The organism is Mesorhizobium sp. B2-3-4 (assembly GCF_006442315.1).
Classification (GTDB): domain Bacteria; phylum Pseudomonadota; class Alphaproteobacteria; order Rhizobiales; family Rhizobiaceae; genus Mesorhizobium.
The window spans coordinates 113,999-132,761 of the sequence record NZ_VFVY01000019.1; the positions used below are offsets into that span (position 1 = coordinate 113,999).

The following is an 18,763-nucleotide window of genomic DNA, read 5'->3' on the forward strand; positions in this document are numbered from 1 at the left end:
AAAAAGGCTCAAAAACAGCTGGTTTTGAGGGAATCAAGCCCCATTGTTACATTATGGCAACAATGGGGCTAAAAGTTTCCGTTTACGTCAACATTAACGCAACGGAATGCCTGTTTTCGAGGCAATGACGCAGGGGCATACGATCCCGCGCCAAAGGCGAATCCGTCGTTCAGCCGGCGTCGCGAACCCTGGTCAGCGCCACCGAAAGCTTGTCCTGGGCGTCGCGATATTCAGCCAGCTTTTCGCGCTCGGCTTCGACGATCTCGGCTGGCGCGCTGGCGACGAATCTCTCGTTCGACAGTTTCTTGTGCAGGCGTGCGATTTCCTCGGTCACCTTGACCAGTTCCTTCTGCAGCCGCGCGGCCTCCGCGGTGAGGTCGATCAGGCTGCCAAGCGGCAGGCAGATCGTCGCCTCGTTGAGCACGATCTGTGCCGACCCCTTGGGGGCGGCATCGGCGAGCGAGATATCGCCGACACGTGCCAGCCGCTTGATAGCCGAGTCCTCGCGAGCCAGCCGCTCGCGCGTCACCTCATTGGCACCGACCACGACCAGCGGCGCAATTGCGGCTGGCGGCACGTTCATCTCCGAGCGTACCGAACGGATGCCGGAGACGAGATCGACCAGCCAGTTGATATCGGCGGCCGCTTGCGCGTCCTCGAAATCCGGCGACGGCCAGGCGGCGTGGCAAAGCAGCGAGGCGCGTTCCCTGCCCTCGCCCGCGGTCTGCGCCCACAACTCTTCGGTCATGAACGGCATCATCGGATGCAAGAGCTTGTAGATCTCGTCGAGCACGAAAGCGACGCAGGCGCGGCTCTCGGCCTTGGCTGCCTCGTCCGTGCCCATGAACACCGGCTTCAAGAGTTCCAGATACCAGTCGCAGAACAGGTTCCAGACAAAGCGGTAGGCGGCGCCCGCCGCCTCGTTGAAGCGGTATGAGGTGATGCCATCGGTGACTTCGCGCGCCGCGCGTGTCAGCTCGGTCAGGATCCAGCGGTTGACGGCCAGCTTGGCGTCGTTCAGCCAGAAATCGTCATTGCGCGCGACCTCGTTCATTTCGGCGAACCGCGTCGCATTCCAAAGCTTGGTACCGAAATTGCGGTAGCCGGCAATGCGCGCCGGATCGAGCTTCACGTCGCGCCCCTGCGCCGCCATCACGGCAAGCGTGAAACGCAGCGCGTCGGCGCCGTATTCGTCGATCAGGTCGAGCGGGTCGATGACGTTGCCTTTCGACTTCGACATCTTGGCGCCGTTCTTGTCGCGCACCAGCGCATGCATGTAGACGGTGTGGAACGGCTCCTCTTCCATGAAGTGCAGCCCCATCATCATCATGCGGGCGACCCAGAAGAAGATGAGATCGAAACCGGTCACCAGCACGTCTGTCTGGTAGTAGGTCTTCAGCTCGGGCGTCTGTTCCGGCCAGCCGAGCGTCGAGAATGGCCACAGCGCCGAGGAGAACCAGGTGTCGAGCACATCCTCGTCGCGGGTCAGGATTTCGCCGGGCTTGAAGTTCTCCAGCTTGTCTTCGACCCAGGCCTTCCAGGGCCCTTCCAAGGCAAGGTAATATTCGATCGCAGCGCCCAGCGCCTCTTCCTCGGTCTTCTCGACAAAGACGCGTCCGTCCGGCCCGTACCAAGCCGGAATCTGATGGCCCCACCAGAGCTGACGCGAAATGCACCAGGGCTCGATATTCTCCATCCACTGGAAGTAGGTTTTTTCCCAGCTGCTGGGGATGATCCTGGTGCGGCCCTCGCGCACGGAAGCGATGGCCGGCTTGGCGAGTTCGGCGGCGTCCGCGTACCACTGCTCGGTCAGCAGCGGTTCGATAGGCACGCCGCCGCGGTCGCCATGCGGCACGGCATGGCGGTGCGGTTCGACCTTGTCGAGGAAGCCGCCGGCTTCCATCAGCTCGACGATCTTCTTGCGTGCGACGAAACGGTCGAGGCCCTGAAATTGAACGGGCACTTCCCCGTAACCGGGTTGGCCGCTGTCGGGGGTGGCTACGAAAACATTAACGTCGGTACGTTCATGACTTGATCGAGAGAGCGATTTGGTCACCTCAAATTCTTTGAGGATTTTAGCTTCTCGATCAAAGATGTTTATGATCCACAGTGCGTGTCTTCGGCCGACCTCGAAGTCGTTGAAATCATGCGCCGGCGTGATCTTGACCGCTCCGGAGCCTTTCTCCGGATCGGAATATTCGTCAGCCACGACAGGGATCTTGCGCCCGACGATCGGCAGCACGACGTTCTTGCCGACGAGATGCCGGAAGCGCTCGTCGTCGGGATGCACCGCGACGGCTGTATCGCCCAGCATCGTCTCGGGGCGCGTCGTGGCCACGACGATGAACGTCTTCGGATTCTCCGGATCGAACGCCACGCCCTCGATCGGATAGCGGAAGTGCCAGAGATTGCCGTTGACCTCGTGCTGCTCGACCTCGAGGTCGGAAATCGCGGTCAACAGCTTCGGGTCCCAGTTCACAAGGCGCTTGTCCTTGTAAATCAGGCCTTCCTTGTAGAGCGTGACGAAGACTTCCAGGACGGCCTTCGACAGGCCTTCATCCATGGTGAAGCGTTCGCGCGACCAGTCGGCCGAGGCGCCGAGCCTTTTCAGCTGGTTGAAGATCAACCCACCCGATTCGGCCTTCCATTCCCACACCTTGTCGACAAACTCCTCGCGAGTGAGATCGCGGCGGTGGATCTGCTTCTCCATCAACTGCCGCTCGACCACCATCTGCGTGGCGATGCCGGCATGGTCCATGCCGGGCTGCCACAAGACGTTCTTGCCGCGCATGCGTTCGAAGCGGATCAGAATATCCTGCAACGTGTTGTTGAGCGCGTGGCCCATATGCAGCGAGCCGGTGACATTGGGCGGCGGAATGACGATGGTGAAGGCCTCGGCCCCCTCCTCCGCACCGGCGCCGGCGCGAAACGCGTCGGCGTCCTCCCACACCTTGGCGATCTTCGGCTCGACGGTTTTTGCGTCGTAGGTCTTTTCAAGCATGGGAAAACGGTCCGCGCTGTCGGGATTTTTCTGGTCCGGTGTAAATCGGAAGGTCTTGGCCAAGTCAACCGCGAGGCAGCCTTGGTTGATGAGAAGCAGATAGGCCTGCCCGCGCTCATTTCAACGAAGGTGCTGGCGCGAGGCACTCACCGCTTGACCGCGGGGCGTCATAGCCATACCGTACAGGCGCTGCTGTAGGGCGCATCGGCTTCCGGCCGGAGGGGCATTGCCCGCCTACACCACCTCAACCCCACAAATGCGCCCATGACGAGCCTCGAACACCACAAGAAACAGGCCAAGCTCTATCTGAAATGGCACCGCGAGCGGTACTATCCCGTCGCCGCTGTGATCGGATGGTTCTTGCCGCGTTTTCACGACCTCAGCGACAGCCAGATCCTCGATCACGGCTTCAAGCTTGCCGATGCCCAGGAACTTGTCGCCAGGAAGTCAGGTTTCGAAAGCTGGCAGGCGCTGACGGAAGGTCTTCAAACCGTGACCGATCATGCAGCAACAGACGCCGCAAAACCGCACCTTGCCTTTGCCGAGCCGCAGCTCTTTGTCAGCGACATCGTAACGGCCTGTAATTTCTACCGGCAAAAACTCGGCTTCGAGACGCGCTTCACCTATGGTGAGCCGCCCTTCTACGCCCAGATCATCCGCGACGGCGCAAGGCTCAACCTGCGCCATGTCGACAAGCCTCCACTCGCCGCCAGTTCGGCCGATGACCTGCTGGCGGCAACGATCATTGTCGACAACATCAAGGCTCTGTTTCTGGAATATCAGGCGGCCACGGCCCCGTTCCACCAGACATTGCGGACCGAACCCTGGGGCGCGCGCACGTTCATCGTGAAGGACCCCGACGGCAACCTCGTCTGCTTCGCGACCAGCGCGGGCTGATCTCGTCGACAAAAAACGCCGCCTCATGGGCGGCGTTTCGAGAGTGGTCGTTGGAGGAGATTACTGCGCCCCGCGCGCGACGCGCTCGATCTCCTCGCGCACCAGCCTTTCGACCAGTGTCGGCAGATTGTTGTCGAGCCAATCCTGGAGCATCGGCCGCAGCATCTCCTCGGCCATCTCGTCGAATGTCTTCTTGCTGCGGCTGGCAAAGGCGTCGGACAGTTCGCCGAAGGCGGCCGCGACCTGTCGGCCGGTATGTTCGGAAACAATCGCGGGACGCGCCGCCAGCGCCTCGTTTGCCTGGGCGCGCACCTGTGCCGCTGTAGCATCGACGGACAAAGGCTGTTCGATCGCAGGTTCCGTCACCGGTTCGCTCGCCGCTTCCTCCGGCTGTGCCGCGGGCTTGCGGATGCTCCTGTCCGGCATCGCCCTGGCTTGCTCGCCAACCGCCGCGATCTCGCGGCGCCAATCGGCGACGATGGCTTCACTCGTTGCAACCTCCGCCGGCGCCGCCGGCGGGTCGAGCCTGACGGCAGGCGATGGCTCGGCGGCAACCCGGGCGCTGACTTCAGCCAGCGTTATCGGCGCCCTGCCAGGAGGCGTATCGGCAAGCGGCGGCGCTTCCATGCGCGCGGTCGCCGGCGCTTGCACTTCCACAGCCGGGCTCCTGACTTCAGGGGCGGCATGCAGTTCGGCCCGGAACGCATCGATGTCGGCGGCCGGAACAGTACCCGGCGCTGGCGCGAGGTCCTGCCGCAACTCCTCGCCCTCGCCAGGCTGCTTGCGGCCGTTGTCGCTATCCTCGATGATCCTTCTGATGGAAGCCAGTATCTCTTCCATGGAAGGTTCGCGCTGCGCGCTGCTTGCCGTTGCCATCGTCACATCCGCCGCCCTTGTGACCCGTTGCAGGTTTTCCGCTCCGGCAAGGCCGGATTCGAATCATGGCGACAGCGTAACCGACGGATTGCCGCGCGAGAATCCCCAATCTGGGGACATGTGGGATTTCAACAGATTAGAGCGATTCCGCCGGAACCGTGTGACGGTCCCCTTCGGCAATGACGCCGGCCACAGGTCGCCCGGGCGTTTCCGGTCGAATCGCCCGGGCCGGAAACGCCGTTCGAACGGAGAGCCTAGCGGCCATCCGGCGTGCGCAGGCCGATCCACTTGTCCTTGACGGCGTTGTAGTGCTCTTCCGGCCGGTACTTCGTCACCTGCAGCGCAAGCCGCTCGACCGAAAGGCGGCCCATTGCCGAAAGGATCGCATAGCTCGCCACGACCACGTCATGCTCGGAATTGGCCTGGTTGATCTTGGCGGTGATGACGGCTGCCTGCGCATTGAGCACGTCGAGCGTCGTGCGCTGGCCGACATTGCGCTCCTCGATGACGCCGTTCAGCGCCAGTTGCGCGGCGTCGATCACCTGCTTGTTCGCCGATACGCTCTGCTGCGCGGCGGTATATTGCGACCATGCGGTGGCGACAGCCTGGCGCACCTGATCGCGGCTGACGTCGACCTGGATACGCGCCTGGCCGAGCGATTCCTTGTTCTGCCGCACGACAGCCGAGGTGCGGCCACCGGAATAGATCGGAATTGTGAGCGTCGCGCCGATGTTGGCCGAGGTCGAATTGCCGTTGGAACCTTGGACATCGGGTATGGCGTTGCGATAATTTTCCGAAATACCGGCCGAAGCCGACAGTTGCGGCAGCAGCGCGCCCTCTGAGGATTTCACCGAAAACGCAGCGGCATCGACCAGATGCTGGGTGGCGAGGATGGCCGGGTGTTCGGCCGAGCCGATGGCGATCGCGGAATCGAGGCTCGACGGCAGCAGCCTGCCCAAGGGCGAAGCGGGCTTGAGCTTGCCCGGCTCGTCGCCGACGACCTGATGATAGGTCGCCGCACTGGCCAGCGCCTGCGCGCGCGCCGCGCTCAACGATGCCACCGCGGAAGCACGCGAGGCATCGGCCTGCGCGACGTCGGTGCGCGTGCCTTCGCCAACCTCGAAGCGAGAGCGCGCCGCGCGCGCCTGCTCGGTCAGGAACTGCAGGTTCTGCTCGGTCAGCACCGCGATCTGGCGATCGCGAATCACGTCCATATAGGCGGTGGCCGCGCTGAACAGCGTGTTTTCCTCGGTGTTGCGCAGGCTTTCGACCGACGCCTTCACCTGGGATTCGGCCGCCGCCACATTGTTTTTCGTCTGAAAACCATCGAACAGCGACTGATTGATCTGAATGCCGTAGCTGCCGCTTGTCAGCTTCGAATTGCCGCCGCCATTAGCCTGGCGCGTATTCGTATAGTCGATGTTGGCCGATCCGGTGACCGTCGGGCGCCAGCCCGACTTGGCGATGGCCACGCCCTCGTCGGTGACACGCACGCCGGCACGCGATGCATTCAGCGTGGAATTGTACTGATAGGCTTTTGCAAGCGCACCGGAAATGGTTTCAGCTGAAGCAGCCAGCGGGGACAGCGCGGTCGCCGAGACAAGGACGGCGGTGAAAAGTGACTTGCGTACTGACGGCACGGTTTAACCCTCATTCGTTTTCCATGGGAACCGCGCCGCGCCAGCTTCTCCCTTTGAGCAGCCCGAACGGCGTGTTTCATGTTCCCTGTCGCGCAGCCCAAAGTGCCCCCAGTCTGGGATCAGCGACGATCGTTCAAATCCAAGCGACCATGACAAAGCCTTTGCCGCAAGGCCAAATCATTCAGAATTCGAAAGCATGCTCACGTTCGAATCCGGGTAGTGGCTTAATTGCCGCATTAAATGCCCTTCTCCCGGTTACAACCCCCCCAGCCTTGAAAAATAGTCGCGCCACGCCGGAATTGCCCTGCCCTTCGACGGCCACGAGGCGGCCGCCTTCGGCGAGTTGGTCGAGCAGCGAAGCCGGCACCTTGCCGACGCTGCCGCCGACGAAGACGACGTCGTAAGGCGCCTTCCCCGCATGGCCTTGCGCCAGCGCGCCCTGAACCACGGTCACATTGCCGCAGCCAAGGCTCGAAAGGGTCGACGCAGCCGTTTGCGCCAAGGTCGAATCGCTTTCGAGCGCCACGACCGATTTCGCCAGTCGCGACAGGATTGCCGAGGCGTAGCCGGTGCCGCAGCCGACATCGAGCGCCGAATCGGCCGGGCTGATCTCGGCCAGTTGCATCAGCTTGGCCAGCGGCGAGGCTTCCATCAGGTAGCGCGAGCCGTCAGCACTGTCGGCGATGCGGATGTCCTCGTCGATATAGGCCAGGTCGCGCTGGCGATCGCCGACGAAAAGCTCGCGCGGCACGACAAGCATCGCTTCCAGCAACGGCGCGCTGGTCACATCGGTGGTGCGAACCTGACCGTCGACCATCTTGACGCGAAGTTCGGAAAAATCAGCGCTCATGTTCCAAGCCTCGCTTTCCGCGACACGGTCGCGGTTCATTGGACAGGAACTTCAGGCTCCGGCGCTGACGCGCGGGAGCCTGGGGCATTGGAGGCCTCGCCCGGAATCGAACCGGGGTGCAAGGATTTGCAGTCCTCTGCGTAACCACTCCGCCACGAGGCCTCGTTGCTCCCGGCGTTCCACCCGGTTCCAATAGGTTGCGGCGAAAATGCCGTCAAGCGGCGACCGCGCATTCCAGGCGGTTTCCCCTGCACGAATTCGGCTCCCCTTTGCAGACACCGCGGCCGGCGGGCTGGCGCCTCCACATTAGCCAAACATTAAGCATGCCCGGCGATCGCGAGAAACCCGGCGCGCATGCCACCGTTGAGAAACGAGGAGGAGTGCGCCAATGCAGCCCAGAAGCCTGGAGAAAGCAACCACGGCATCAACCGATCCGCCGCTGGCGGCATGCGAGGAGTTGCTGCGTCATGCCATCGACCGCATCGCGCTGGACACAGCCTGGCTTTCACCGCGCGAGCGCGCGCGCCTCGCTTCGGCCGCCGCCGTCCTCAAGGAGATCCGCGAGACCTTGCGGCAAGGAAGGGGGGCGCGGCAAGGAACGGGCGGCAAACCAGTTGAGCCCAAGGCGGCCCCGGCGAAGGCATAAGAGACCGTGCAACGAGGATATGGCTGGGCCGCAATTCAATTCGGGCGACGCCGGCGCTCCCACCAGACGACGAAGCGGCGGCGATGGCGGCGTACCATGGCGAATTCATAGGAAAGCACCAGCAATCCGAGCGGCACCATCCAGAAACCGAGAATCGGCAGGAAGCCGAGAATGCCGCCAATTGTCAAAAGCACGCCGATGGCGATTCGCAGCCCACGCGATTGCGGCATTGTGAATTCCCGCCCGAAAACGGAGATTTTTCGAGCCGGTAACTGGTTTTCGCTTGCTGCGCTCATCTCGAATGACTGGTCCGTTCGCGGCCTCGTCACAGGCTGTTTATCCAAGCCACGACCGCCATTTTGGTTCCGCGCCCGCCGCCAAGACGGCTAATATGAGGACGGGCGCAGCCGATTGCCACAAACCGCTGTGTGAAAAAGTCTCGTAAAAATGCGAAATGCTTCTTTGCAAAGCCGAAAAGGGTTTGCTATAGGCAGCGCCACTTGCTGAAGAGCCTCTGTTCCCCGGTAGCTCAGTGGTAGAGCAACCGGCTGTTAACCGGTTGGTCGCTGGTTCGAATCCGGCCCGGGGAGCCAACAATTTCCAAAGACATAGCTGCCGATGGCGGACGCGGAAGGGCCGCGAACGATGCGACAGTAACAGAATCGGCCTTCACGCCGCATCCCGGTCTCGACAATCACAAGCGCGTTTCGCCTCGCCACGAGGGGTTAAGCGCGGCTTGGCCTGTCCTTCCGCCCTCCGCTATCATGGCAGTCAGATGCGTGTCGCATATGGGCGAGGAAGGGAGAAAAGCATGATCATTCGCTTCTGGCGGGCAGTCGCCGGCTCCACCGAGGTGCTGGATGCCTATGCGGACCACTTGCGGCGAACGACTTTTGTCGAGATGGCCGACCTTCCCGGGCACCTCGGCGCCACGCTGGCGCGCAAGGTCAGGGGAACCGACAACGAACTCGTCGTGATGAGCTTTTGGGAAGACATGGATTCGTCGGCCCATTTCATCAAAGGCGATTTCGACGATGCCGTCGTCAAGCCAAGCACCCAAAAGCTGCTCAAATCGTTCGATCTCAAGGTCGAGTATTTCGAAACCCTGTTCTCGACAGGCGTCGTAGGGGGTCACGATCATCCTGTGTTGCAGGACTAAACGCCTCCGGAAAGCGCCCCTCAGCGGCGGCTGTATTCGGCTTGCGCACCAGGCACCTCCGCGCGATAGATGCGGTGGTTGAGGGAGGACATCATGCGCAAAATTCCGGTTTCACTGTTGCTGGCTGCGGCAGCGCTCTATGCAAATTGTGCCCTGGCACTCGACAGCAGCGGCACGCCCGTCGTCGTCACTCCGCTGGCTTCGAAGACAGCCACCGCCTCCGGCCAGCCGATCACGCTGCCGCAGAAAAACGTGCAGGTGCTGGTTTCGAGATACCAGATCGCGGTTGGCGCGACCTTGCCGGTGCATCGCCACCCCTTCCCGCGCTACGCCTATGTCGAGGCCGGAACGCTCAAGGTCACCAATGTCGAGACCGGCAACAGCAACACCTACAAGACGGGCGATTTCATCATCGAGATGATCGGGCAATGGCATCAGGCCACCAATATCGGTGATGTCGAGGTCAAGCTCCTGGTGATCGATCAGGTCGAGGAAGGCGCCAAGAACACGGAATTGCGTCAGTAGCCGCTGGTCCAAATGGCGGCGTGGCGTTCACGCTTTCGCGCCGGCCGTCCTGATGCTAGGGCTCTCCACGACATCATGAACCGGATCGCCCGTTGACCATGCAAATCCGCCCGCCGCTGATCGAAATCTGTGTCGAAGGCATTGACGGCCTGCTCGCCGCGCAGGCCGCGGGCGCCGACCGGGTTGAATTGTGCGCCAGCCTGATCGAGGGCGGCATCACGCCGAGCCTTGGAACGGTGCGCGCGGCGCTCGACCAGGCAGCCGTGCCGTTTCACGTCATGGTGCGGCCGCGTGGCGGTGATTTTCTCTACAGTGAAACCGAGTACCGTTCGATGCTGGCCGACGTCGCGGCGCTCCGGGAACTCGGCGTGCCCGGCGTGGTGTTCGGCTGCCTGAAGGCCGACGGAACCATCGACGAGCAGCGCATGGGCGAACTGACCGAGGCTGCCGGCTCGTTGAACGTCACCTGCCACCGCGCCTTCGACATGACGCGCGATCCCGCCGAGGCGCTGGAAGCGCTGATCCGCTGCAAGGTCGGCCGCGTGCTGACCAGCGGCCAGCGCGACACAGCCGTCGAGGGCCTGCCTTTGCTGGCGGAACTGGTACGCCAGGCCGGCACGCGCATCATCATCCTCGGTTGCGGCGGGCTCGATCTCGGCAACATCGCCGAGGTGCGCGCAAAGACAGGCCTTGCCGAAATGCATTTCGCCGCCCTGAAGGACGTGCCGAGCGCCATGCGCTACCGCAATCCGAAGGTCGGCATGGGCGGCTCCGATCTCGACCGCGAATACCGCAACACACTGACCGATACACCGCGGGTGGCGGCAACGATCAGGGCAGCCAAGGCATGAGTTCTCCGATAGACCGCATAGCGCAGACCGACGAAGCCGCCATATTGGCGCTCAACAACGAGCACGCCGCCGAGTTATCGTGGCTAGAAGCTGAACGGCTGTCGTTCCTGCTCGGCCAGTCCTTCTACGCCCGCCGCATCGGCGATCTCGAAGCCTTCATCATGACCTTCGACCAGGACGCGAACTACGACAGTCCGAACTTCGTCTGGTTCCGCGAGCGCTACGAGAGGTTCATCTATGTCGACCGCGTCGTCGTCGCGGCGCAGGCCAGAGGCCGCGGCCATGCACGCCGCCTCTATCGAGACCTTTTCGAGCATGCCGAGAGCGCCGGCCACAAGCTGGTCACCTGCGAGGTCAATCTCGACCCGCCCAATCCTGGCTCGGATGCCTTCCATGCCGCCCTCGGTTTTACCGAAGTCGGCGACGCGGTGATCCATGGCGGCAAGAAGGCGGTGCGCTATTACGTGCGGGAACTGGCCAAGGCTGGCTAAGGCGCACGGTCAACCCGGCAGTCCGATGACCTTCAAGGCGACGTCGCGCCTGACCATCTCCACATCGGCCGGCATCACCTGATTTGCGCCATTGGGATCGATGGATTTGGTCGAAAGCATATCCACCTTTGAAGCACCCCGCTCCGCAAGGCCAGCCTTGAGGGCCGATATCTTGGCAAACGATTTGACGATGTTGGTCGCGACCAGCTTGTTTCTGCGGGCTTCGGCCATGAGAATGTCGATGACCTTTGCGGGCAGATCAGCGTCCGGATTCTTGTGGTTGGAGAAGATCAGTATGTCGTCTCCCGCCTCGACCGCGCGCACCACGGCGCCGGCAAGGGAATAGCGTTTTTCCACCGCATCCATCTGCAGATCATCCGAAAAGACCAACCCCTGGAAGCGAAGTTTCTTGCGCAACAAGTCGCTCACGATCGCCGACGAAAGCGAGGCAGGGCCAACCGCTTCGCCTTTCTGCAGCCCCTTGTCGTAGATATGGCCGACCATGACCGAATCCGCGTAACCCGCGTTGATCAGCTTGCGAAACGGGACCAACTCCAGGCTCGACCAGGTGTCCGATACGTCGGCCAGCCCTTTGTGGCTGTCGGTCGTGCTGGAGCCATGCCCGGGAAAATGCTTCAGCGTGGTCACGACCCCGGCATCGCGATGCGCTCTGACGAAGGCCGCGCCATATTGGGCAACGATTTCCGGATTGTTGGAGAAACTCCTGCCCAGTCTGCCGATGATGGGGTTGGCCGGGTTGACGTTAAGATCCGCCACGGGGCCGAAATTGAGATTAAACCCCCATTCGCGCAATTCCGTCGCAAGGCCGGAATAGAGTTCATAGGCGCCGCGAGGCGTAAATTTCCTGGCGACATCGACGGCAGCCGGGACCTCGTGAAATCCGTTCTCGGCGGTCAATCTCGCGATCGCACCGCCCTCTTCATCGACGGAGATGAACGGCGGCAGCTTCTGGTTAGCGGCCAGGAACGCGGCGTTCATGTCGGCGACATGCGCTCTGTCGCTGACATTGTCGGAAAGGTACATCACTCCGCCGATACTGCCGTCGGCTATCTCGCGCCTGACCGCGACGACCGATGGCGCGTCCACTGAGGTTCCACTGAACCCGACCAGGATCATCTGCCCAATCATCATGCGAAGGCTCGGATCGCCGGGGCCTCGCGGGGCGGCCGATTTGCCATCGGTTTCGGCTGGAGCGGGCGCCAGGCTCGATGTGCTCGCCGGCTCCTGTCCGGACTGCTGCATCGGCTTTGCCTGCTGGCCGGCGACTACCGCTGAACTCATCAGCAGCACCGAAACAAGTCCGGCTGACAGAGTGGTGGAGAACACTTCGAATCTCCCGTTTGACGGTTTCTCGTCAATCAATACGTCGAGGTCTCTAACCGATCGTTAACCATAGCCGTGACGGTGGTAACAATACGCGCACTACCTGGCGGCCGTGTCGTAAACGCCGTCCGGCTGGACGGTTGCGTCGACGCGCCTTCCCGACACAATGCCCCGCTCCGTCTTTTGACTGCGGGTAGGCAACGTCGCCGCGAACGTTTTGATCCAGCAGCTCTTGCTTTTGCCGAACGGCACGTAAGAGAAGGCGCGGCACGACTGGTCCGACTTACACATCAGCAGGCAGTCGTCATAGGAGTTTGCCCTGGCGGAGTAATGGTCGCCGCCCAGAAGGTCGGCCTTCACAAAGATCTCCCACTCGGCCCTGAACGTCGGAGCCTGGTCCCGACGCTCGCTTTCGAAGAAGTAGCCGGCTTGAGCACCCGTCATGATCTGGGCGTAGGAATAGCCCGATTTTGGAAAACAGCGGTTTTTTTCCCTGTTATAGGTAAAAAGCTTGCACGAAAGGTTGCCGGCACAAATCTGTGCGCATTGATCCAGCGAGGCGGACGCCAAGCCTTTCGAATACAGATCGCCACCGTAGAAATCCATATTGGAATAGGTTGCCAGATACCAGTGACGGGACGGCAGGACCGGCGCGGCGGAAGCGACATTGTATTGCTGTGACGACACCTGGTTGGGTGCCGGAAATGTCGGCTGAGCGGGTTGCTGCTGTGCCGAGACTTGCTGGCTTTGCCGTTCACGCTCCTGCAATTCGGCAAGCCTTGCCTGGGCATATTTCGCATACACGGTATCGCCGTGTGCTTGGATGAATATCAGCAGCATTGCCGGGCTGTTGGTGTTCTCGATCGCCGCCCATTCGGTCGCGGCCTGGTCGGCCGGCGGCACCGGCGGGACCGTCGGTGACGGAGCATCCGCCTTTGCATTCTCGACCAGGGAAACCGCCGACCGTGACTGAAACAGGAAAATATCCTTGCTCGGCAACAGGCCGTAGGACGTCGGCTCCTGGATGCCGTTGGTGGCCTCCATCACGTCCTCCCGGACCTTGCGCAGCATCTTGTCGACGTCGAGGTCGGCCTGCGGCAGATATTTGAGCAGGGCCTGGCTGTACGGGCTGTTGCGCCCCGATCCGTCGCTGGCGACGGTTCCATCGCGAGCGGAATAGAAGACGATCGTGCTGCCCTTGGGCTCGATCGGCGACAAGCCCCGCCCGATCGAGCGCGTCGCGTCCGACATACGCATGCGATTGGCGAATGGATTGTTTCGGCAGGCGTCGAGGAAGACCATTCTCAGGCCGTGCGCCCGGCTTACGGCATCCACGACCATATCCAGCGGTACGGTCTGGAAATTGACGTCCAGGTCGCTCTCGAGGTTGGCGTCGGTCGGCAGCAGGAAATTGTGTTTGTCGACTTCGATACCGTGGCCGGCGAAGAAGACAATGGCCATGTCAGCCTGCGCGGCATCGCGCGCGAACGCGCTGAGCGCCCGCCTCAGCCCGTCGAAGGTAACATCGGTCTCCTTCGTTACCGAAAATCCAATATGGTCAAGAGCCGCCGCCACGTCGTCGGCGTCGTTCTTCGGATTGGGAAGCTGGGCAACATGTTCATAGTTGGAATTGCCGATGACCAGCGCCACCTTGCCGGCGGCCGACGACGGCAAGGCAAACAAGACGCACCACAGCACCAGCCCCAGAGCCGCGACAACCCTACGCATCCAACCGCCCATCCCAAGGCGCCTACCCACCTGACGCCGAACCCCGGTCCGCAACCACTCAAGCGTCGTAAGACGCGTTGCGTGGCAAGCAATCATGATAAGTATATTGCCGAAAGAAAGGCAACCTTTGGGGTGTCTGCCAAATAGCCGGTGTAATTGCCCGACATTGTCGGCAGCCGCCAAGCCGGCCGCCGGCAAACAGGGCAACATTCATTGATCGGAGGAACCGCGATGCCAAGCAACGTCTTCCGCTTTGACGAAAGCTGGCACATTCCGGCCAGCACGCCCCGGCAAGTGTGGGACGTGCTGTCCGACGCCCAATTGCTGCCGCTGTGGTGGGGCGATGTCTACAAGGAAGTCGTGCCGCTCGACGGCAAGGGCAAGGCATCGGTCGGGTCGCGCGCAAGGGCACGGGCGCGCGGCCATGCCGGCTGGAAAGGCTTTGGCTGGAGTTGCCTCGATCAGCAGTGTACATGTCTCCAAACCTTCCCAGAGGGCTTCGTTTCTTGACCACAGTGGCATTTGTTGAGCCGCAACAGCTTACCGGCGCTTCAGTTAGAAAACTCGCCTACCGTCCACAGGTTGACGGCCTGCGCGCCGTTGCCGTGCTGCTTGTTGTCTTCTTCCATGCCGGCGTCACCGGCTTTGCAAATGGCTATCTGGGCGTCGACATCTTCTTCGTCATCAGCGGTTACCTCATAACCAGCCTCCTGCTCGAAGAGCGGCAGCGGACCGGCACAATATCGTTGCTAGGGTTCTACGAACGTCGCGCGCGCAGGATCGTACCTGCCTTGGTGACCGTGGTGGCGGCGTCTTCGATAGGCGCGTGGTTTGTCCTGACGCCTATCCGGATGGACGAGTTCGTCGGCTCGGTGATCTCAGCCTTTACCTTTAGCGCGAACTTCTGGTTTCTGGCTCAGACCCATTACTTTTCTACCGCCTCCGACCAGCAGCCATTAATCCACCTCTGGAGCCTGGGGGTTGAAGAGCAGTTTTATGTAGTGTTCCCGCTGGCTCTTCTGGTGTTTGTGCGCGCGGCGGACAGGTCGCTTGCTCTTGCGATTGCCGGTCTGGCTGTTGCCTCGCTTGCCCTGTCTCATCTTGTAGCAATGTCCTCGCCCGACGCTGCATTCTATCGGCCAGATACCAGAGCATGGGAGTTGTTGATCGGCTCGTCATGCGCATTTTTGAGTGGACGAAAGCTTCCCTTTCAAGGGGGCTTGGCGACCCTTGGAATTGGCTTGATCGTCCTAACCCTGTTTGTCCTAGGAAGCGCGGAGCCGATTTTTTTAGCGATCCCTGTCTGCCTGGGAACTGCGCTGGTGTTGGTATCGACCGACAAGGCGAGTGGCGTTGCCAAGGTTCTGGGGAGCACAGGCGTCACCCACCTCGGGCTTATTTCCTATTCGCTCTATCTCTGGCATCAGCCCCTTCTAGCGTTGGCCAGAGTTCGAGAGCTGGGGCCGCTCTCGCCAGCACAGACGGCCGCATTGCTGCTCGCCAGCACTGTCCTGGCGGTCGCCACCTGGAGGTATGTGGAAAGGCCGTTCCGCGACAGGAGCAGGTTCAATCGGCGCGGCATTTTTGTCGCCACTCTATGCTCGATCGCGGCATTCGTTACGTTCGGCGTCGGCGGAACAGCTTCATCCGGCTTCGCTTTCCGGTACGGCGCCATGGTAGACAAGTACTTTGCGGCAGTTGGCACTGTGGACGATCAGGGCAGCCGTCGCAACAAAGCAATCGGTATGGGCGTATGTCACTTTCGAGCCGACATGAGCCCGCCTATCAACCAGTTCCTTCGCGATTGGGCGTGCACCGGTACAGCTTCAGGTGCTTCAGTTCTTGTTGTCGGTGACAGCCATGCGGCAGACAAAGCGGCGGCGTTAAAACTCAACGGCATCGATGTCGCTCAGATGACCGGAGCGGGATGCTCTGCCGTTCCGAGCTTGATGAGCGCGGATTGCGCAGCGATATTTGATCGGGTGAGGACATATGCGAAGGCACATCCCTTCAGCCGCTTGATAATTGCCAACAAGCAACTACCGACGATCTACACCGCCGCTCAGATCGACGAAGCTATTGCCTATTGGCGACCTATGGGTGCAAAGATTTACTGGCTAAGCGATATGCCACAATTCATGAGCTTAGAGGACTGGAAGGCTCGAAACCTCATGGCCAATGGCGACGCCACAATCGGCGCCATCCCTGCCACTGTTGCAGAAGCCGAACGCAACTTCAGTGCGATGCGCGCCTTGGAAGGCGGTCGCTTCACCACTCTCGATTCAGCTCGTCTGTTCTGTTCGATCACCGATGCCAGAACGTGCGAGCCATTCATCAAGGGACGGGGATGGCTGGCGCTGCCCGAAGGTCATCTGTCGGCTATTGGCGCATATCTGTTCGGCCGCCAACTGCTCGCCGATGCGGCCTTTAGACTATAATTTGCCGGCACTGGAACCATCGCTGGACAACGCCGCGGGGCGAAGCGGGCTAAGGCCTGTCTGGCCGAAGAGACGAGCTGGCCTGCCTGACGGGATGCCATACGGCCTTCCACTCCATAGCCCGCCCGCAGCCTGACTTTCCGGTATGGCGCAGTGGCGTTGCCCAGATCACCAATTGCGGTTGAGCCATTCGCGCGCCGGGCGCTCGATGACGTAGTAGCTGCAGAGCGCGCAGGCAAAGACGCCGGCCAGCATCGGCCATGGATTGCTACCTTGCTCGTAGACGAATTTGTAGAAGGGCTGCTGCCACAGGTACAGCGAGTAGGACCACAGGCCCAGCGTCGTCATCGGCAGGGATGACAGCCATCCGGACAAGAACCGCGTGCTGAAATCCAGCGTGTTGACGGCAATCGCCAGCAACAGCACCGCGAGCAGGTAGTGGATCGGGGTCGGCACCGTGTCCATGAACAGGAGCACCGCCGCCGCGGCCGCGGTCACGGCGACATACGGCCCCTTCAGCAAGCCTGGCAGCTTGCCGTCGGCCTTGAGCAGGCAGATGGCGGCCGACAGCAGGATCGAGGCGATGTGCACGTCGGTGCGCCAGTATGTGGCTTCATAGTCCATGTGCAGGAACCAATAGGAAACCGCGCCATTGGCCATGGCCAGCAGTGCCAGGACCAGCAGAAGCGGGACGACGCGGCTGCGGCTGGCAACGATCGCGCTGATGGCCGCGAGCATGATGTAGGCATGCTCCTCGATGCATAGCGACCAGATGTGGTCGAGCGCGCCGGCCCGGTTCAGGAGAATTCCGGCATAATTGTAGGTGAATGTCAGCGCCGTCAGGGCGGCCTTCCATTTGAAGGTTATGAACGTGCCGGAGAGCGTGACCAAGGCGACGACGACGAAAACCAGCAGCGCCGGATAGATGCGCGAGAAGCGGCGTTTGAAGAATTTCTTCAAGGGGTAGCGTTCGATGAACAGGATTTCGGCCATCAGCCGGCCGCTGAGCACGAAGAAGAATTCGACCCCCAGCACGCCAAGATTGATTCCGGGGATCGGAAAAAAGTGCCCGATCAGCACCAGCGCGATCGACAGGCCGCGCCAGCCATCGAGATAGGCCAGTCTGGTCCTGGCCGGTCTGTCGGCGACCGTTCGGGACGGAACCACGTCTGTCGCGGAAATTTCGGACATGCCGATCCTTTCGCATTGGCATGCGAAAGGGCACGGCGGTACTCAAGTCCGAACCCGGCTCGCATTCCCGCCCCAACTCATACTGCAGTGCAATATAAGTTTGTGCAAGTGCGAGATTGTCGCCGATGCAGTTCCTGGGCAAGTATGAGCCGGAACTGCTTTGAGCAAAGGACGCAACACGGCGGATCCGACAGCCGCTGGCGCCAGGAACGAGAAAGGGCCGTTACGGCCCCTCCCCATTCGCGATGAAACTGGCTCAAGCGTTGGCTGCCGCCACCGCCCGCTTGGCCATGACCGCCACCAGATTGGCGCGGTAGTCGGCGGAAGCGTGAATGTCGCTCATCAGGTTCTTGGCCGGCACTTTCACGCCGTTGAGCGAAGCCGCATCGAAGTTCCTTGCAAGCGCCGCCTCGATCTCCTTCGATCGGAAGACACCGTCATCGCCGGCGCCGGTAACGGCAACGCTGACGCCATCCTTACCCTTGGCCACGAACACGCCGACAATCGCGTAGCGAGAGGCCGGGTTGCGGAATTTTTCGTACGCTGCCTTCGCCGGTGCGGTGAATGAGACCGCCGTGACGATCTCGCCATCTTTCAAGGCGGTTTCGAACAAGCCCTTGAAGAACTTGTCGGCCGGTATCTCGCGCTTGTTGGTGACGATGGTGGCGCCCAGCGCCAGCATCGCTGCCGGATAATCGGCCGCCGGATCATTGTTGGCGATCGAACCGCCGATCGTGCCCTTGTGGCGTACCGCCGGATCGCCAATCAGCGACGCCAGATGGGCAAGCGCGGGGCAGGCCTTGTGCAGCTTCTCGTCATTGGCGACATCGAAATGAGTGGTGGCAGCGCCGATGGTGACCGTCTTGCCTGACACCTTGACGCCCTGCAGATCCTTGATGCGCGACAGGTCGACCAGGTCGGAAGGAGCCGCAAGCCGCGTCTTCATTGCCGGGATCAGCGTCATGCCACCCGACAGCAGCTTGGCGTCGCCGCTCTTCACCAGCTTGGCGGCGTCGGTGACAGAAGCGGCGCGGTGGTAGTTGACTGCGTACATGGGTTCCTCCCGTGAAGTGGCTAGGCAGTAGTGATTAGGGAGTAGTGAGTAGTGAGTAGTGAGTAGGGATGC

General features: G+C 61.5%; 17 protein-coding genes and 2 tRNA genes. 9 read left to right on the top strand and 10 right to left on the bottom strand.

Annotated features, from left to right (window positions below; translation table 11 throughout):
* Positions 1 to 169: 169 nt before the first annotated feature.
* Complete coding sequence (locus FJ967_RS25175; RefSeq protein ID WP_140734853.1) at positions 170 to 3,001, bottom strand: valine--tRNA ligase; 2,832 nt, start codon at positions 2,999 to 3,001, stop codon at positions 170 to 172.
* A gap of 264 nt (positions 3,002 to 3,265) precedes the next feature.
* On the opposite strand from FJ967_RS25175, the gene FJ967_RS25180 reads away from it, so the two are divergent.
* Complete coding sequence (locus FJ967_RS25180) at positions 3,266 to 3,898, top strand: VOC family protein (RefSeq protein ID WP_140734855.1); 633 nt, start codon at positions 3,266 to 3,268, stop codon at positions 3,896 to 3,898.
* 60 nt (positions 3,899 to 3,958) lie between these two features.
* Here the strand turns inward: FJ967_RS25180 and FJ967_RS25185 are convergent, their stop codons facing one another.
* From FJ967_RS25185 to FJ967_RS25200, 4 genes are all read right to left on the bottom strand, one after another.
* Complete coding sequence (locus tag FJ967_RS25185) at positions 3,959 to 4,774, bottom strand: PopZ family protein (protein WP_140734857.1); 816 nt, start codon at positions 4,772 to 4,774, stop codon at positions 3,959 to 3,961.
* Positions 4,775 to 5,028: 254 nt separating this feature from the next.
* Entirely contained in the window at positions 5,029 to 6,414 is a 1,386-nt protein-coding gene (locus tag FJ967_RS25190) for a TolC family outer membrane protein (protein ID WP_140734859.1), read from the bottom strand.
* A gap of 181 nt (positions 6,415 to 6,595) precedes the next feature.
* Positions 6,596 to 7,264: a protein-L-isoaspartate O-methyltransferase gene (locus tag FJ967_RS25195; RefSeq protein WP_140734861.1), complete on the bottom strand. Its 669-nt coding sequence runs from the start codon at positions 7,262 to 7,264 to the stop codon at positions 6,596 to 6,598.
* 88 nt (positions 7,265 to 7,352) lie between these two features.
* Positions 7,353 to 7,426: transfer RNA gene (locus FJ967_RS25200), tRNA-Cys, on the bottom strand.
* A gap of 226 nt (positions 7,427 to 7,652) precedes the next feature.
* Between FJ967_RS25200 and FJ967_RS25205 the strand changes: the two genes are divergently transcribed.
* The gene (locus FJ967_RS25205) at positions 7,653 to 7,910 is read left to right on the top strand and encodes a hypothetical protein (RefSeq protein WP_140734863.1); all 258 of its coding nucleotides are present in this window, start codon (positions 7,653 to 7,655) and stop codon (positions 7,908 to 7,910) included.
* 35 nt (positions 7,911 to 7,945) lie between these two features.
* Here the strand turns inward: FJ967_RS25205 and FJ967_RS25210 are convergent, their stop codons facing one another.
* Positions 7,946 to 8,206, bottom strand: coding sequence for a hypothetical protein (locus tag FJ967_RS25210; protein ID WP_140734865.1), 261 nt, complete (start codon positions 8,204 to 8,206; stop codon positions 7,946 to 7,948).
* Between the two features lie 222 nt (positions 8,207 to 8,428).
* Here FJ967_RS25210 and FJ967_RS25215 point away from each other — a divergent pair.
* From FJ967_RS25215 to FJ967_RS25235, 5 genes are all read left to right on the top strand, one after another.
* Positions 8,429 to 8,503, top strand: a tRNA-Asn gene (locus tag FJ967_RS25215).
* Positions 8,504 to 8,721: 218 nt separating this feature from the next.
* Positions 8,722 to 9,069 carry a hypothetical protein gene (locus FJ967_RS25220; protein ID WP_140734867.1) on the top strand — a complete coding sequence of 116 codons (348 nt, stop codon included), beginning with the start codon at positions 8,722 to 8,724 and terminating at the stop codon, positions 9,067 to 9,069.
* A gap of 93 nt (positions 9,070 to 9,162) precedes the next feature.
* Entirely contained in the window at positions 9,163 to 9,594 is a 432-nt protein-coding gene (locus tag FJ967_RS25225; RefSeq protein WP_140734869.1) for a cupin domain-containing protein, read from the top strand.
* Positions 9,595 to 9,692: 98 nt separating this feature from the next.
* Positions 9,693 to 10,445 (top strand): copper homeostasis protein CutC, encoded by a 753-nt coding sequence (locus tag FJ967_RS25230; RefSeq protein WP_140734951.1) that lies wholly within the window; start codon positions 9,693 to 9,695, stop codon positions 10,443 to 10,445.
* Entirely contained in the window at positions 10,442 to 10,936 is a 495-nt protein-coding gene (locus FJ967_RS25235) for a GNAT family N-acetyltransferase (protein ID WP_140734871.1), read from the top strand. The genes FJ967_RS25230 and FJ967_RS25235 overlap by 4 nt, the downstream gene beginning before the upstream one ends.
* A gap of 9 nt (positions 10,937 to 10,945) precedes the next feature.
* Here FJ967_RS25235 and FJ967_RS25240 read toward each other — a convergent pair whose 3' ends face one another.
* Positions 10,946 to 12,283: a glycoside hydrolase family 3 N-terminal domain-containing protein gene (locus FJ967_RS25240; RefSeq protein WP_140734873.1), complete on the bottom strand. Its 1,338-nt coding sequence runs from the start codon at positions 12,281 to 12,283 to the stop codon at positions 10,946 to 10,948.
* 96 nt (positions 12,284 to 12,379) lie between these two features.
* Positions 12,380 to 14,191: a caspase family protein gene (locus tag FJ967_RS25245; RefSeq protein ID WP_181176139.1), complete on the bottom strand. Its 1,812-nt coding sequence runs from the start codon at positions 14,189 to 14,191 to the stop codon at positions 12,380 to 12,382.
* A gap of 48 nt (positions 14,192 to 14,239) precedes the next feature.
* Here FJ967_RS25245 and FJ967_RS25250 point away from each other — a divergent pair, with 48 nt between their 5' ends.
* Together FJ967_RS25250 and FJ967_RS25255 are read left to right on the top strand one after the other, a co-directional pair.
* Entirely contained in the window at positions 14,240 to 14,518 is a 279-nt protein-coding gene (locus FJ967_RS25250) for a hypothetical protein (protein ID WP_246675378.1), read from the top strand.
* A 5-nt stretch (positions 14,519 to 14,523) separates the two neighbouring features.
* The gene (locus tag FJ967_RS25255) at positions 14,524 to 16,446 is read left to right on the top strand and encodes an acyltransferase family protein (protein WP_246675379.1); all 1,923 of its coding nucleotides are present in this window, start codon (positions 14,524 to 14,526) and stop codon (positions 16,444 to 16,446) included.
* A 168-nt stretch (positions 16,447 to 16,614) separates the two neighbouring features.
* On the opposite strand, the gene FJ967_RS25260 is transcribed toward FJ967_RS25255, so the two are convergent.
* Positions 16,615 to 17,637, bottom strand: a complete 1,023-nt coding sequence (locus FJ967_RS25260) for an acyltransferase (protein ID WP_140734879.1) — start codon at positions 17,635 to 17,637, stop codon at positions 16,615 to 16,617.
* Positions 17,638 to 17,893: 256 nt separating this feature from the next.
* Positions 17,894 to 18,691: a xanthine dehydrogenase family protein subunit M gene (locus FJ967_RS25265; protein ID WP_140734881.1), complete on the bottom strand. Its 798-nt coding sequence runs from the start codon at positions 18,689 to 18,691 to the stop codon at positions 17,894 to 17,896.
* Positions 18,692 to 18,763 lie beyond the last annotated feature (72 nt).